16 protein-coding genes are annotated in these 14,704 nt (G+C 71.6%); 3 read left to right on the top strand and 13 right to left on the bottom strand.

Features of this window, described 5'->3' with window-relative positions; all coding sequences use genetic code 11:
• Nucleotides 1–92: 92 nt before the first annotated feature.
• Both JOD95_RS08680 and JOD95_RS08685 read left to right on the top strand, forming a co-directional pair.
• A complete protein-coding gene (locus JOD95_RS08680) occupies nt 93–545 on the top strand; it encodes an SRPBCC family protein (protein ID WP_066651432.1) in 453 nt (150 codons plus the stop codon).
• 106 nt (nt 546–651) lie between these two features.
• A complete protein-coding gene (locus tag JOD95_RS08685; RefSeq protein WP_144411189.1) occupies nt 652–1,461 on the top strand; it encodes a hypothetical protein in 810 nt (269 codons plus the stop codon).
• A gap of 253 nt (nt 1,462–1,714) precedes the next feature.
• Here JOD95_RS08685 and JOD95_RS08690 read toward each other — a convergent pair whose 3' ends face one another.
• A complete protein-coding gene (locus JOD95_RS08690) occupies nt 1,715–4,231 on the bottom strand; it encodes an ATP-dependent Clp protease ATP-binding subunit (RefSeq protein WP_066651428.1) in 2,517 nt (838 codons plus the stop codon).
• Between the two features lie 167 nt (nt 4,232–4,398).
• Between JOD95_RS08690 and JOD95_RS08695 the strand changes: the two genes are divergently transcribed.
• Nucleotides 4,399–5,331 carry an NAD(+)/NADH kinase gene (locus JOD95_RS08695; RefSeq protein WP_209684600.1) on the top strand — a complete coding sequence of 311 codons (933 nt, stop codon included), beginning with the start codon at nt 4,399–4,401 and terminating at the stop codon, nt 5,329–5,331.
• Between the two features lie 164 nt (nt 5,332–5,495).
• On the opposite strand, the gene JOD95_RS08700 is transcribed toward JOD95_RS08695, so the two are convergent.
• From JOD95_RS08700 to folP, 12 genes are all read right to left on the bottom strand, one after another.
• On the bottom strand, nt 5,496–6,569 hold the full coding sequence (locus tag JOD95_RS08700; protein WP_209684601.1) for a sigma-70 family RNA polymerase sigma factor: 1,074 nt from the start codon (nt 6,567–6,569) through the stop codon (nt 5,496–5,498).
• Between the two features lie 346 nt (nt 6,570–6,915).
• Nucleotides 6,916–7,047, bottom strand: a complete 132-nt coding sequence (locus tag JOD95_RS16690; RefSeq protein WP_268746767.1) for a hypothetical protein — start codon at nt 7,045–7,047, stop codon at nt 6,916–6,918.
• 74 nt (nt 7,048–7,121) lie between these two features.
• Complete coding sequence (locus JOD95_RS08705; protein ID WP_209684602.1) at nt 7,122–7,265, bottom strand: hypothetical protein; 144 nt, start codon at nt 7,263–7,265, stop codon at nt 7,122–7,124.
• Between the two features lie 54 nt (nt 7,266–7,319).
• Complete coding sequence (locus JOD95_RS08710) at nt 7,320–7,523, bottom strand: hypothetical protein (protein WP_066651415.1); 204 nt, start codon at nt 7,521–7,523, stop codon at nt 7,320–7,322.
• A 113-nt stretch (nt 7,524–7,636) separates the two neighbouring features.
• The gene (gene lysS / locus JOD95_RS08715) at nt 7,637–9,172 is read right to left on the bottom strand and encodes a lysine--tRNA ligase (RefSeq protein ID WP_209684604.1); all 1,536 of its coding nucleotides are present in this window, start codon (nt 9,170–9,172) and stop codon (nt 7,637–7,639) included.
• 120 nt (nt 9,173–9,292) lie between these two features.
• Entirely contained in the window at nt 9,293–9,985 is a 693-nt protein-coding gene (locus JOD95_RS08720) for a Rossmann-like and DUF2520 domain-containing protein (RefSeq protein ID WP_235426412.1), read from the bottom strand.
• On the bottom strand, nt 9,982–11,745 hold the full coding sequence (locus JOD95_RS08725; RefSeq protein ID WP_081984531.1) for a PH domain-containing protein: 1,764 nt from the start codon (nt 11,743–11,745) through the stop codon (nt 9,982–9,984). Before JOD95_RS08725 ends, JOD95_RS08720 begins: the two co-directional genes overlap by 4 nt.
• A gap of 9 nt (nt 11,746–11,754) precedes the next feature.
• Nucleotides 11,755–12,276, bottom strand: coding sequence for a PH domain-containing protein (locus JOD95_RS08730; protein WP_209684606.1), 522 nt, complete (start codon nt 12,274–12,276; stop codon nt 11,755–11,757).
• 22 nt (nt 12,277–12,298) lie between these two features.
• Complete coding sequence (locus tag JOD95_RS08735) at nt 12,299–12,787, bottom strand: DUF3180 domain-containing protein (protein ID WP_066651410.1); 489 nt, start codon at nt 12,785–12,787, stop codon at nt 12,299–12,301.
• Nucleotides 12,784–13,317 (bottom strand): 2-amino-4-hydroxy-6-hydroxymethyldihydropteridine diphosphokinase, encoded by a 534-nt coding sequence (gene folK / locus JOD95_RS08740; RefSeq protein WP_271826627.1) that lies wholly within the window; start codon nt 13,315–13,317, stop codon nt 12,784–12,786. Before folK ends, JOD95_RS08735 begins: the two co-directional genes overlap by 4 nt.
• Nucleotides 13,314–13,703: a dihydroneopterin aldolase gene (folB, locus tag JOD95_RS08745; protein WP_066651406.1), complete on the bottom strand. Its 390-nt coding sequence runs from the start codon at nt 13,701–13,703 to the stop codon at nt 13,314–13,316. Before folB ends, folK begins: the two co-directional genes overlap by 4 nt.
• Nucleotides 13,700–14,704 (bottom strand): dihydropteroate synthase, encoded by a 1,005-nt coding sequence (gene folP / locus JOD95_RS08750; protein ID WP_245172026.1) that lies wholly within the window; start codon nt 14,702–14,704, stop codon nt 13,700–13,702. The genes folB and folP overlap by 4 nt, the downstream gene beginning before the upstream one ends.

Here is a 14,704-nt window from a genome sequence, read left to right on the forward strand (position 1 = left end):
CAGCAGGGGGACACTGCCCTGGGGACCCTCCAGCCGGACCGGCATAGCGTCGGTCACGAACCCGAAGAGCACGACGAAACGAAGGAGCGACCATGCCCCAGATCATCGAGACCGTCGACGTCAACGTCCCCGTCCGCCAGGCCTACGACCAGTGGACCCGGTTCGAGGAGTTCCCCCACTTCCTCGACGAGGTCGAGAAGATCGTCCAGGTCGACGACAAGACCACCGACTGGACCGTCAAGGTCGCCGGTCAGGAGCGCGAGTTCCGCGCCGTCATCACCGAGCAGCACCCGGACGAGCGCGTCGCGTGGACCGTCAAGGACGGCGACACCGACCACGCGGGCGTCGTCACGTTCCACAAACTGTCCGACAACGAGACCCGCGTCACCGCGCAGATCGACTGGGAGCCGTCGGGCTTCCTCGAGAAGCTCGGCTCCGCCGTCGGTGTCGGCGGCCACGCGGTCAAGAAGGACCTGCAGAACTACAAGGAGCGCGTCGAGAACGCCCCGACCGAGCCGGGCTGGCGCGGCGACGTGCAGGCCTAGGACCCGCAGCACGACGGACGGGAGGCGCGGTGCCGGCTGGCACCGCGCCTCCCGTTCCGCTGTGGAGGGGACCGCACGCACACGTCGCCCTGGCAGGGTGGACACCATGCAGCTCGTCCGCACCGCCGTCACCGGCACCGTGATCGCCACCGCCGGCAGCGTCGCCCTCGGGGCCGCCGCCGCACGCCGGCTCCTCCGCCCCGCACCGTTCGTGCCCCCGGAGTCCGAGCTGGTGTACGCCGACGAGCGGTCCGTCCCGGGCACCGAACCGGACGGCGTCGTCGGGCGCACCCACGTCGTCCACGTGCACGGGCAGTCGCTCGGCCCGCAGCAGGTCCTGCGTGGCCTGCGCGTCTGGCGGGAGCTCGGCGCCTCCAACCAGGTGGTCGACACGTCCGACCTGCCGCTGCGCTCCCTCGATCCCGCCGCGGTCGATCGCGTCGCCGCCGCCGCGCACGCCGCGCGTGCCCGCGGCGCCGAACGGGTGGTGCTGCAGGGTTGGTCCGCCGGCGCCCTCGCCGCCTCCGCCGCGGCGGCACGCACGCCGGTCGACGGCATCGTCGGGGTCGCACCGCTCCTCGACGTCCGGTCGGCCCTGCGCGGCACCGTGACGACCGCGCGCTTCCCGGCGGCCGTCGGTGTGGTCGCGGGACGGATCGCGACCACACCGGGTCTCAGCCGCCTCGCCGGGGTGCCCTACCCCCTCACGGTCACCCGCTGGCAGGACGACCGCACGCCGACCCTCCTGCTGCACTCGACGGCCGATGCCCTCGTGGCAGCGGCCGACGTCGAGACGCACCGCGCCCGCGGTGCCCGGGTCGAGACCTTCGCGCACGCCCGGCACACGCTCGAGTGGAACGAGGACCCGGAGCGCTGGGAGCGCGCCGTCAGGGAGTTCGCCGCGACGCTCGGCTGACGGACACTCACCGGAACGAGAAGTGGCCCCGGTCGGGGGGAGACCGGGGCCACTGACGTCCGACCTGTTGGGGGAACCAGCCGGACGTCGGTCGCGAGGTGTTGGGGGGAACCCTCGCACGAACAACGGTACCCCCCGCCCGGGGGTCGCGTCCGCAGCGCACGCCGGAACCCGCACACGGATCCGCGACCACGAACGGACGGGAGGCGCGGTGCCAGCCGGCACCGCGCCTCCCGTCCGAGTGGAACCGGTCCTAGGACTCGATCTCGCCCTGCGGGGTCTCCGCGGACTCGACCGCGGGAGCCCCGGCGAGGACCTCCTCGCGACCCGGCTGACGCCCGGTCTCGAAGTCGAACTTCCCGTCCACGAAGTCGACCTTCACGTGGTCGCCCGCGTTCAGCTCACCCTGCAGGATGTGCTCGGACAGCTGGTCCTCGACCTCGTGCTGCATCGCGCGACGCAGCGGACGGGCACCGAGTGCCGGGTCGAAGCCGACCTTGATGAGCTGCTCCTTGGCGGCGAGCGTCAGCTCCACCGTCATGTCGCGATCCAGCAGGCGGTCCGCCAGGCGCTTCACGAAGAGGTCCACGATCTGCAGCAGCTCGGACTGCGAGAGCTGCGGGAACACGATCGTGTCGTCGACACGGTTGAGGAACTCGGGCTTGAAGTGCTTCTTGAGCTCCTCGTTCACCTTCGAGCGCATGCGGTCGTAGCCGACGGCCGAGTCACCCTCGACCTGGAAGCCCACCGGGCCACCCGCGATGCCCTGCGAACCGAGGTTCGTGGTCATGATGATGACGGTGTTCTTGAAGTCGACCACGCGGCCCTGACCATCGGTCAGACGACCCTCTTCGAGGACCTGCAGCAGCGAGTTGAAGATGTCCGGGTGGGCCTTCTCGATCTCGTCGAACAGGACCACGGAGAACGGCTTGCGGCGCACCTTCTCGGTGAGCTGGCCGCCCTCCTCGAAGCCGACGAACCCGGGAGGGGCACCGAACAGTCGCGAGACCGTGTGCTTCTCACCGAACTCCGACATGTCGAGGGAGATCAGCGCGCCCTCGTCGTCGAACAGGAACTCGGCGAGCGCCTTGGCGAGCTCGGTCTTCCCGACGCCCGTGGGGCCGGCGAAGATGAACGAGCCCGAGGGCCGGTTCGGGTCCTTCAGACCGGCACGGGTACGACGGATCGTCTTCGAGAGGGCCGAGATGGCCTCCTCCTGACCGATGACGCGCTCGTGCAGGGCCTTCTCCATGAAGACGAGACGCGAGGTCTCCTCCTCCGTGAGCTTGAACACCGGGATGCCCGTGGCCTGCGCCAGGACCTCGGCGATGATGCCCTCGTCGACGGTGCCGGACGCGGCGACGTCACCCGCACGCCACTGCTTCTCGAGGCGGAGACGCTCGCCGAGGAGCTTCTTCTCCTCGTCGCGCAGGCTCGCGGCCTTCTCGAAGTCCTGCTCCTCGATCGCGGCTTCCTTCTGTCCGCGGACCGTCGAGATCTTCTCGTCGAACTCGCGGAGCTCCGGCGGCGCCGACAGGATCGACAGGCGGAGGCGTGCGCCGGCCTCGTCGATCAGGTCGATGGCCTTGTCCGGCAGGAAGCGGTCCTGCACGTAGCGGTCCGCCAGGTTCGCCGCGGCGACGATCGCGCCGTCGGTGATGGACACCTTGTGGAACGCCTCGTACTTGTCGCGGAGGCCCTTGAGGATGTTGATCGCGTGCGGCAGCGACGGCTCGTTGACCTGCACCGGCTGGAAGCGACGCTCGAGTGCGGCGTCCTTCTCGAAGTGCTTGCGGTACTCGTCGAGCGTGGTCGCACCGACCGTCTGCAGCTCACCGCGGGCGAGGAGCGGCTTGAGGATCGACGCGGCGTCGATCGCGCCCTCGGCAGCACCGGCACCGACGAGCGTGTGGATCTCGTCGATGAAGACGATGATGTCGCCGCGGGTGCGGATCTCCTTCGTGACCTTCTTGAGGCGCTCCTCGAAGTCACCGCGGTAGCGGGACCCGGCGATGAGCGACCCGAGGTCGAGCGAGTAGAGCTGCTTGTCCTTCAGCGTCTCCGGGACGTCACCCTTGACGATCGCCTGGGCGAGGCCCTCGACGACCGCGGTCTTGCCGACGCCCGGCTCACCGATCAGGACGGGGTTGTTCTTGGAGCGGCGGGAGAGGATCTGCATGACCCGCTCCATCTCCTTCTCGCGCCCGATGACGGGGTCGAGCTTGCCGTCGCGCGCCGCCTGGGTGAGGTTCCGACCGAACTGGTCGAGGACCTGCGAACCCTGCTGGGCGTTCTGCTGCTGCTCGCCGCCGACGGCGACCGCTTCCTTGCCCTGGTACCCGGACAGGAGCTGGATGACCTGCTGACGGACGCGGTTCAGGTCCGCACCGAGCTTGACGAGGACCTGGGCGGCGACGCCCTCGCCCTCGCGGATGAGGCCGAGCAGGATGTGCTCGGTCCCGATGTAGTTGTGGCCGAGCTGCAGCGCCTCGCGCAGGGACAGCTCGAGCACCTTCTTGGCGCGCGGCGTGAACGGGATGTGCCCGGTCGGCTGCTGCTGGCCCTGCCCGATGATGTCCTGGACCTGCTCGCGGACGGCATCGAGCGAGATGCCGAGCGACTCCAGCGCCTTGGCGGCGACGCCCTCGCCCTCGTGGATGAGGCCGAGGAGGATGTGCTCGGTGCCGATGTAGTTGTGGTTGAGCATCTTCGCTTCTTCTTGAGCGAGGACGACAACACGACGGGCTCGGTCGGTGAATCTCTCGAACATGTGCTCTCCCTTGCCGGGCTCGTGGGAGCTCGGTGACGTACATCGAGACTAACCAGCGGACCCCCGCAGGGCTGCCCCTGTTCGCCGTGGGCGTGACCTCTCTTCGCCCGGTGGCCCGCGACCTCCGCACCTGCCGTCGACCAGGCCCGGACGGTTACGATCTGGGCATGGAGCAGCCCGTCGTCGGACTCGTCGTCCACCCCACCAAGAACGTGCAGGAGTCGATCGCGACCCTGCAGGGGTGGAACGCCTCCGGACTGGGTCGGCTCGTCGCCCGGCGGGCGGACGCCCAGCGCATCGGCGGCGACGTCGAGGTGATCGGCGACGACGACTTCACCGACCAGGTCGACCTCGTCGTCGCGCTCGGTGGGGACGGCACGATGCTCGGTGCGATGCGGCTCGTGGCGAAGCGTCCGGTGCCCGTGCTCGGCGTGAACTACGGCAACGTCGGCTTCCTGGTCGAGATCGAGCCGCCCGAGCTCGAGGCCGCCCTCGACCGGTTGTCCGCCGGCGAGTACCAGCTCGAACCGCACCACGCACTCGAGGCCCGGCTGTCGTGGGGTGGCGCGCGGACGGACTACCTGGCGTTCAACGACCTGACGATCGTGCGACGGCCGGGAGCCGGGCAGGTGTCCGCCGACCTCAGCGTGAACGGGCTCGGCTACGGGTACTACCGTGCGGACGCCATCGTCGCCGCGACCCCCGCTGGGTCCACCGCGTACAACTACGCGGCCGGCGGCCCCGTGCTCTCCCCGGCGCTCTCCGGCTCCGTGGTGACGCCGGTCGCCCCGATGGCGGGCATCGACCGCGCCGTCGTCCTGGCGGCACGGGAGCGCTACCGCTTCGACATCGCCGAGGGGACCCGGAGCGCGGCCCTCGAGGTCGACGGCCTCGTCGTGGGCGAGGTCGCCACCGGCGCGCAGATCGACATCCGACTGCGGAAGGACGCCGGCAGCGTGGTGCGCCTGGACGCCGAGCGGCACGGACGCACCGGCCGGGTGAAGCTCAGCCTGCTCGACCTGCCGGTCCGCCCGGACCAGCTCATCGAGCTCATCCCGCAGGACCTGCGCCAGAAGATCGGCCGCGAGATCGAGGACTAGCGGCCCAGGCAATGACAGGGCGGGACCGCAGCGCCCCGGACAGCGAAGTGGCCCGCCCAGGCAGTGCCTGGACGGGCCGTCCCATCACCCCACCGGCCCGCCTTCCCACAGGACGACCCGGTTCCCCGTGCCGACGCTCACGCGCCGGCCGAAGCCTGCTGACCTCAGTCGGTCAGGTACAGCTGCATGTCCTGGCTCACGGCCTTCGCGAACAGGCGCAGCTTGGCACGCGACTCGACGCGGCTGACCGCCTGGCGCGTGGTGTGCACGATCTTCGAGATCTCGTCGAGCGTCATCGGCTTGTCGTCGTCCAGGCCGTAGCGCATGCGGATGACGTTGGCCTCGTCGGTCGGCAGCTCGGAGACGATCGACCGGATGTCGCGGTGCAGGAGCGTCGTCTCGGTCAGCTCGTTCGGGCTCGCGGCGTCCTCGTCCTCGATGAAGTCGCCGAGCTCGCTGTCGTCGGAGTCACCGACGACGGTGTGGATCGACACCGGCTCGTGCGAGCGGCCCTTGAGGTCGAGGAGCTCCTCGGTGGTCATGCTGAGCTCGGCGGCGACCTCGTCGGGCATCGGCGCACGGCCGAGGTCGACGGTCAGGTCACGCTCGGTGCGCGAGATCTTGTTGATGAGCTCGACGGTGTGCACCGGGATGCGGATGGTGCGCGCCTTGTCGGCGAGACCACGCGAGATCGCCTGGCGGATCCACCAGGTGGCGTAGGTCGAGAACTTGTAGCCCTGCGTGAAGTCGAACTTCTCGACCGCGCGGACCAGACCGAGGTTGCCCTCCTGGATGACGTCCATGAACGGCAGACCGCGCTGCGAGTACCGCTTCGCGATGCTCACGACGAGTCGGAGGTTCGAGGTGATCATGCGCTCCTTGGCGCGCTCACCGTCGCGGACGAGCCAGCGCAGCTCGCGCTGCAGCGTCTTGTCGATGCCGGCCTCGGTGGCGAGCTTCTCCTCGGCGAACAGACCGACCTCGATGCGGCGGGCGATGTCCGCCTCTTCCTCGGCGGTCAGGAGCGAGAGGCGCCCGATGTGGCGCAGGTAGTCGCCGACCTGGTCGACCGAGGCGCCGCGGACACCCGCGAGCTGCTCGTCGGCCTCGACCTCGACGGCGTCGAGCGTGGTGGTCTCCACCGCGGTGACGGCGGTCTTCGCGGCTGCTGCCTTCTTGCTGCGGCGCGCGGTGGTGCCAGTGGTCGTCGTCTTCGGTGCTGCGGTCGCGATCGTCATGGTGACTCTCCCTGCGGTTCGACGGTGATGGCCTCGGTGGGGGGTGTTGACGAGTAAAGCGGTCCCGAGGTGTACCCCACAAACCGATCGGATCGATTCCCAGGGAACGTCGTGCTTCACCCGCAGAACTGTCCCCCGCGGGGTACAGGCCTGATGTCAGCATGGCCCCGCCGGATGCCCGTGCACAAGGGGATGCCGCCGTGTTTCCGGTGTTGCAGGGATGTTTCATCGACGATCGCAAGCGTGTACCCCGCGCCGCTGCGCCGAGCGGACACGGAAAAGGGGTACGGCGTTCCGGATCGTCGTGATCCGGGTGCCGTACCCCGAAGAGCGCAGGGGCCCGGTGTCACCAGGAGGGTTCGAGCCACCCGTCCCGTCGCTCGGCGACCTCGAGGTCGGCGTCGAGGTCGAACTCGTCGTACTCGCTCTCGATGTCGCCGACGAGGCTGCGGCCGGTGAAGACGTGCGTGATGGACATGCGGACGATGCTCACCCGCGCGGACGACCGCCCGGCGACGACCGGGTGAACGGTCGGTGACCGACGCCGGGCGCTCAGACGTCGATGTCGTCGTCGTCATCGTCCTGCCAGACCGCGTCACGTGCGGCGTCGGGCAGGACGGAGTGCCCGAAGGCGTCCTCGGGGTCGAGATCAGCCGGGTCCGAGGGGGTCGACGACGGCGAGGGACGTGCGGTCACCACGTCACTGCAGCACCCGTCGGTGAACGGGTGGTGACGGACTGCCGGGGAGGGCTACTCCGCCGAGCTCGGCGCGGGGGCCGGACGGCCGTGCTCGCGCTCGAAGCGCGCTCGCTCCTCGGCCTCGACCTTGGCGTACGCGGACCGCTCGGTGCGGTCGGCCCGCATGATCGCGCGCATCACGAACCAGAAGATCAGGCCGACGACGACGGTCGGCGTCACGGCGAAGATGATCCCGGTCACGACTCCATCTGGCACCGGAGCATCGTACCTCGCCCCGGTGACCGCCACCTGCCCGCGACGGGGCCCGCACGGACGGGAGGCGCGGTGCCAGCCGGCACCGCGCCTCCCGTCCGTCTCCGGTCGCGTCCCTACTTCACCAGCGGGAACAGGATCGTCTCGCGGATGCCGAGGCCGGTGATCGCCATGAGCAGGCGGTCGATCCCCATGCCCATGCCACCCGACGGCGGCATGGCGTGCTCGAGTGCGCGCAGGAAGTCCTCGTCGACGCGCATCGCCTCGGGGTCACCACCGGCGGCGAGCTTCGCCTGCTCGACGAAGCGCTCGCGCTGCACGACGGGGTCGACGAGCTCGGAGTACGCCGTCGCGAGCTCGAAGCCGCGGACGTACAGGTCCCACTTCTCGACCACGCCGGGGCGGGTGCGGTGCTCGCGGGTGAGCGGCGAGGTGTCGACCGGGAAGTTCATCACGAAGGTCGGCGCGTGCAGGTCGTCCCCGTGGAAGTGCTCCCACAGCTCCTCGACGTACTTGCCGTGGGTGGCGTGCGCGACCTCGACACCCTCGGCCTCGGCGAGCGCGACCAGCTCGGACAGCGGGGTCTCCGGGGTGATCTCCCGCCCGGCGGCCTCGGACAGCGAGCCGTACATGTCCATGCGGGCCCACTCGCCGCCGAGGTCGTACTCGGAGCCGTCGGCGAGCGTGACGACGAGGGAGCCGCCGGTGACGGCCTTCGCCGCGTTCTGCACGAGCTCCTGGGTCAGGTCGGCCATCTGCTCGTAGTTGCCGTACGCCTGGTACGCCTCGACCATCGCGAACTCGGGCGAGTGCGACGAGTCGGCGCCCTCGTTCCGGAAGTTCCGGTTGATCTCGAAGACCCGGTCGATCCCGCCGACGACGGCGCGCTTCAGGAAGAGCTCCGGTGCGATGCGCAGGAACAGCTCGGTGTCGAAGGCGTTCGAGTGCGTGACGAAGGGTCGGGCCGAGGCGCCACCGTGCTGCGTCTGCAGCATCGGGGTCTCGACCTCGAGGTAGTCGTGCCCGGTGAAGGTCCGTCGCAGCGAGGACATCACGGCAGCACGGGCGCGGACGGTCTCGCGGGCCTGGTCGCGGACGATCAGGTCGAGGTACCGCTGGCGGACCCGGGTCTCCTCGTTCAGTTCGTTGTGCAGGTTCGGCAGCGGCAGGATCGCCTTCGCCGCGATCGCCCACTCGTCGACCATGATGCTCAGCTCGCCACGACGCGAGGAGATCACACGGCCGTGCACGAAGACGTGGTCGCCGAGGTCGACGAACTCCTTCCAGCGGGCCAGGGACTCGTCGCCGACCTCGGCCAGCGAGACCATCGCCTGCACGCGGGCGCCGTCACCGGACTGCAGCGTCGCGAAGCAGAGCTTGCCGGTGTTGCGGGAGAACACGATGCGCCCGGCGAGCCCGACGACGTCCTGCGTCTCCTCGCCCGTCTCGAGGTGCGCGTACTGCTCGCGGACGGCGGGGATCGTCGTGGTGATCGGCAGCTCGGCCGGGTACGCCTCGATGCCGGCGTCCAGCAGCTTCGCCCGCTTGTCGAGCCGCACCTGTCGCTGTTCGCTGGTCTCGGCGGCGGCGAGCTCCTCGGCGGAGGGGCCGTCGCCCGAGGGCTCGGTGGCGGATGCGGTCTCGTCGGTCATGCTGTGCGGCTCCGATGGGGTCGTGGGGATGCACCGATGGTACCGGCCGCTCCGCTCCCGCCCGTCCCCGTTCCGACCAGCGGCGTGCAGGGCCCGCCCGGTGTCGGCCGGGAGCGGGCGCTAGTGGTCCGCCCGACCGTCGGCCGCGGCGAGCGCGTTGTCGACGGCCGAGCGCACGAGGGCGCCGAGCACGAGTCCGGGGCGCTCGACGCCGATGCCGGACAGCGTCCCGGCGGACTGGTCCACGATCGCGGTCGAGAACGACACCGCGGCGCGCACGGCATCCGCGTACGCCGGCCGGTCCTGCTCGGACACGACGAACGGCTCCGCACCCATCTCGACCACGAGCGCCTGGGCGATCGGCAGCACGGGCGCCGGGGCGGTCACCGCGCAGTGGGCGTCCCGGAGCCGGGCGAGGTCGACACTCGTGCCGGTGAACGCCATCGCTGGGTGGATCGCGAGCGGGATCGCGCCGGCCGACAGGGCGGGCCGCAGGACGTCGACACCGTGGTCCGGACTGGTGTGCACGACGAGCTGGCCCGGCTGCCAGATCCCGGCGTCCGCCAGGCCCTGCACGAGTCCGGCGAGCTGGTCGTCCGGGACGGCGAGCAGCACGAGCTCGCTGCGCTCGACCAGGTCGGGGGTCGCGAGGACGGGGGCACCGGGGAGCATCGCCTCGGCGCGGTCGCGGCCCGCGTCGGAGACGGCCGTCACACCGACGACGGCGTGCTCGGCGTTCGCCAGGGCCGCCCCGAGCACCGGTCCGACCCGGCCCGCGCCGACGATGCCGACGCCGAGTCGTCCGGCCCTCACCGGAGCGCTCCGGGCGGCGGCACGTCGGACCAGCGGCCGGGAGGCACGGCCTGCGTCCCCCCGTCGGCCCGCCACGTTCCCGTGGGAGCTGCGTCGGCGGCGGTCGCCACCACCTGTCCGTCCGGGGCGTGCGTGGCAGGGGTGCGGCGGGCCTCCCGGGCGCGCCAGCGGTGCGTGGTGTCGACCGCCGCGGCCTCGACGGCGCGGTGCGCGCTCTCCGACCAGAGGCGCTGGGCGTCGAGCGCGTCCAGCGCGCCGATCCGCGCCGAGACGGGACCGGACACGGTGTGGACGTGTGCGGTCGCGAGCCGGAGCACCCGCTCGAGCGGCCCCTGCTCGACCTTGACGCTCTGCACGCGCGGAAGCGGCACGATCACGAGCGAGCGCCAGACGGCTCCGAGACGGAGCAGCACCGCGCCCTGCACGAAGCGGTAGCCGTTGCGGCGGAACGAGAACGGGCGGAGCCAGGCGCCGCGACGCGGGGAGTGCACGAACCCGCCGCGGTCCCCCGTCGTCGTGAGGCTGTCGTCGACGACGTTGACCGCCTCGGACGAGCCCTCGCGGAGCTCCTCGCGCGACGCCGTCGGTCCGGCGACCGCGGTGCCGACGAGCCCCGGCAGGATGATGTCGAGGACCTCGCGGACGTCCTCGGCGCGACCGACCGGCAGCACGATCGAGGACACCTGCTGGTTGTTCGACGCCCCGTTGCCGGCGTTCGTCGCACGGTTGATGCGGACGTCCCACCAGCCGAACGGACGCCAGAGCAGCGGCTGCGCGACGCTCACCGCGTGGATGCGCCCAGGCGGCAGCGTCTCGTTCGACGTCGAGACGAGACCGAAGCCGATCCGGATGCCGTCGCGGGTCTCGGCGATCGTGTACTGCAGCGAGCGCGAGAACTTCCGGACGGTGTAGCCGCCGGCACCGATCACCACCGGGAACAGACCGATCAGGATGCCGTACTCACCCGTGATCGCGATGCTGACGATCATCGCGACGATCACCACGACGAAGAACACCGTCGTGCCGGAGAGCAGCATCGACGCGATCAGGCGTCCGGGGTGCACCTTGACGATGCGCGTCGCGTGCACGGCGGCGGGGTCGAGCTCCGGCGAGAAGAGCTCGCCGACACGGTCCTGCAGCACGCCGTTCGAGTCGCGACGGGCCGTCTCCTCGTCGTCCTGCGCGCCGGAGGCGAGCACGAGGATGCGCTGCCGGAGGTCGTCGGCTGCCCGCGCACCCAGGTACGCGAGCTGCACGTTGGCGTCGTTGCCGGCCTGGGCGATCTCGAGCTTCGCCGTCCCGAAGATCCGCGGGACCACCGGCCGCGAGATGTTGATGCCCTGGATCCGGTCGAGCCGCGCCTTGCGGTGGCTGCGGAACAGCACGCCCGAGCGGACCTCGACCACGTCGCCGGTCACGCGGAACTCGTGCATCCGCCAGGACACGGTGAAGAGCCCCAAGAGCACCAGCAGGAGCACGACCACCCCGAGCAGCACCCAGCCGACGGCGCCGTGCTCCCAGACGTAGCGGACCGGGTCGCCGTCGTCCTGCGGTGCGCCGCCCGGGACGAAGAACTCGAGGAGCTGGTCCCGCAGGTTGTTGAGCACGTACCCGAGGATCACGATGAGGAAGATGCCGCCCTTGAGCAGCGGCGTCAGCGGGTGCAGGCGGTGCCACTCGCCGTCGGTCAGCGGAGCGGCAGCGGCAGCATCGCCACGCCGCGGGGGCGCGGGCGGCGGCGGTCCGGGTCGGAACGTCACGACGACTCCCTAGAGCCCGGCGCGGCGGGACTCGGCGAGCTCGACGAGCCGGTCGCGCAGCTCGTCGGCGTCGGCGGCGGGGATGCCCGGGATCCGCACGTTGGTCGCGGCGGCCGCGGTGACGAACTTCAGCTCGCTGAGCCCGAGGATCCGGTCGAGCGGTCCGCGGTTCACGTCGACGAGCTGCATGCGGCCGTACGGCACCGCGGTGAAGCGCTGCCACATGAGCCCGCGGCGCAGCACGAGGTCGTCGTCGCGCAGGGCGTAGCCGATCGCTCGGACCCGACGGGGCGTCAGGACGGCGGTGACCAGCGCGACGAGGGCGACCACGATCGCGACGCAGCTCCACACCGTGCCGGCGGCGCCCCCGAACCCGCCGAAGAGCGCCGCGAAGAGCACGCACCCGGCGGTCACGACGACCCCGACCACGATCGTGCTGACGAGCTCCGTCCAGACGAGCTTCGGCGACACCCGCGTCCACGTGGTCCCGGTCAGGCCGAGGCCCGGCTCGTCGAGTCGTTCCAGCGGCATCACGGCCTCCTGCGGTCGTCGGTCAGTTCGCCGTCGTCCCACCCCGCGGCAGGTCGTCGTCGTCGTCGCCCGGTGGCGGCGCCATGCACATCCGCTCGGCGACGAGCGCACACACCACGAGCACGAGACCGCCCCCGACCGCGACGGCGTTCGGCAGGACCGAGCCTAGCGGCGGCAGGGCCGACCTGGTCAGGAGGTACAGCAACAGCCCGGCCGCGAACGCCCCGAAGAGCGCACCGGCCAGGCTCGAGGCCTTCGCCAGGACGACCACGCGCGTGGCGTAGAGCGGGTCGACGGGGTGCTGCCGGGTCGCGCCGTCGCGGGCGTGGCGGCGCACGGGTCGAGCCATCGCGACGACCGCGACGCCGATCAGCGCGAGCGTCACGCCGAGGGGCGTCGAGAGCAGCAGGGTGGGCGCCTGGCGCGAGGCCAGGACGGCGTCGAGCGCGAACCCGGCGACGACGGCGACGACCGCGACGCTGATCAGGGTGGAGGCGCGGGTGGGGTTCACGCGGCGGACCCCGACCCGGGCACGGCGTCGAAGAGCCGGGGCTCGTCGACGCGCTCGGTGTCGTCGCCGAGTCCGTCGAGCAGGTCCGCGACGCGTCCGGCGCCGGGCAGGACCGCGTCCGGGTCGGCGTCGAGCCACGGTGCGAGCACGAACGCCCGTTCCCCCGCCCGCGGGTGCGGGACGGTGAGCGTCCCGGTGTCGATCAGCAGGTCGTCGACGGCGATCACGTCGAGGTCGAGGGTGCGGTCGCCCCAGCGGACCTCGCGGGTGCGTCCGTGGTCGTCCTCGATGCGGTGCAGGGCGTCGAGCAGGTCGTGCGGCGCCAGGTCGGTGTCGACCACGACGACGCCGTTGCGGTACCGGGGCTTGCTGTCGTCGAGCCCGTCGAGCGTCAGGGCGACGGACTCGACCTCGTGGCTCGACGCCACCGGCCGGATGCCCGGCACGGCCGCGATCGCCTGCGCCGCGGCCCGCAGGGTGCTCCCGCGGTCCCCGAGGTTCGCACCGAGGGCGATGACCGCCCGGCTCACTCTTCTTCCTCGTGGGACACCGATCCACCGCGGGTGCGGCGGATCGTGATCGAGACGTCGGAGAACGGCACCGTGATCGGCGCCTGGGGCTTGTGCACGGTGACCTCGACCGCGAGCGCCGCCCGGTGGGTGAGGACCGCGGACGCGATGCGCTCGGCGAGGGTCTCGATGAGGTCGACGGGCCCGCCCTCGATCTCGGCCACGACCTGCTCGGCGACGACCCCGTAGTGCACGGTGTCGGCCAGGTCGTCTGACCCCGACGACACGCGGGCGTCGACCTCGACCGCGACGTCGACGACGAAGTCCTGGCCGTCGGCGCGCTCGTGGTCGAACACGCCGTGGTTCCCCCGGGCACGGACCCCGGTCAGTCGGATGGTGTCCCTCACGATCGTGCTGCCCTCCAGGCATCCCAGACGTCGAGCACCGCACGGGTCGGTGCGGGGTCGTGCACGCGCACACCCCACGCGCCGCGTTCGGCGGCGAGCAGGCTGATGGCGGCGGTGGCGAGGTCGCGGTCGCGCGGCGGTGCGCCGGCAGCGCTGCCGACACCGTCGAGGAACCGCTTGCGGGAGGCGGCGACGAGCACCGGCAGGCCGATCGAGGCGAAGCGCTCGTACCCGGCCAGGATCTCCCAGTTCTGGGCGCCGTGCTTGGCGAAGCCGAGGCCGGGGTCGATGACCACCTGCTCCTCGCGGACCCCGAGGACGATCAGTTCGGCGACGCGGAGCTCGACCTCGCGCCGGACCTCCTCGACCGCGTGCGCGTACTCGGCGTTCCGGTGCATCCGGTCGCTGTGCCCACGCCAGTGCATCACGACGAAGCCGGCACCGGTGTCGCGCACGACCCTCGCCATGTCGTCATCGGCGAGGCCGCCCGAGACGTCGTTGACGATCGCGGCGCCGGCCTCGACCGCGCGCTCGGCGGTCGACGCGTTCATGGTGTCGACGCTCACCGCGATGCCCTCGGACACGAGCTGCCGGACGACCGGCAGGACGCGCTGCTGCTCGACCGCCACGGGCACCCGGTCGGCACCGGGTCGGGTCGACTCGCCGCCGACGTCGACCAGGTCCGCTCCGGCGCCCACGAGGTCGCGGGCGTGCGCGATCGCGGCGTCGACCGCCAGGTGCAGGCCGCCGTCGCTGAACGAGTCCGGCGTGACGTTGAGGATGCCCATCACCCGCGTGCGGTCGTCCGGTCCGCCGGCGCTGCCGCTCGACGCGCGGTCACGCCGCCGGCCGGTCACGATCTCGGGCACCGGTGCCGGCGCACGGAGGTCGATCGCGACCGTCGGCGGTTCCGCCGCGGCGGTCCGCGCCTCGTGCTCGGCGGCACGGGCGCGGTCCGCCTCGGCGAGGCGACGGGAGCGTCTCGTCGGCAGGTCGGTCAT

The sequence above is a fragment of the Curtobacterium sp. 1310 genome (assembly GCF_017834105.1).
In the GTDB taxonomy this organism is placed as follows: domain Bacteria; phylum Actinomycetota; class Actinomycetes; order Actinomycetales; family Microbacteriaceae; genus Curtobacterium.

Coding starts and splice junctions, on each gene's coding strand:
- JOD95_RS08680 (WP_066651432.1), top strand. CDS start 93: ATGCCCCAGATCATCGAGACCGTCGACGTCAACGTCCCCGTCCGCCAG.
- JOD95_RS08685 (WP_144411189.1), top strand. CDS start 652: ATGCAGCTCGTCCGCACCGCCGTCACCGGCACCGTGATCGCCACCGCC.
- JOD95_RS08690 (WP_066651428.1), bottom strand. CDS start 4,231: ATGTTCGAGAGATTCACCGACCGAGCCCGTCGTGTTGTCGTCCTCGCT.
- JOD95_RS08695 (WP_209684600.1), top strand. CDS start 4,399: ATGGAGCAGCCCGTCGTCGGACTCGTCGTCCACCCCACCAAGAACGTG.
- JOD95_RS08700 (WP_209684601.1), bottom strand. CDS start 6,569: ATGACGATCGCGACCGCAGCACCGAAGACGACGACCACTGGCACCACC.
- JOD95_RS16690 (WP_268746767.1), bottom strand. CDS start 7,047: ATGTCCATCACGCACGTCTTCACCGGCCGCAGCCTCGTCGGCGACATC.
- lysS (WP_209684604.1), bottom strand. CDS start 9,172: ATGACCGACGAGACCGCATCCGCCACCGAGCCCTCGGGCGACGGCCCC.
- JOD95_RS08730 (WP_209684606.1), bottom strand. CDS start 12,276: ATGCCGCTGGAACGACTCGACGAGCCGGGCCTCGGCCTGACCGGGACC.
- folP (WP_245172026.1), bottom strand. CDS start 14,704: ATGACCGACCTGCCGACGAGACGCTCCCGTCGCCTCGCCGAGGCGGAC.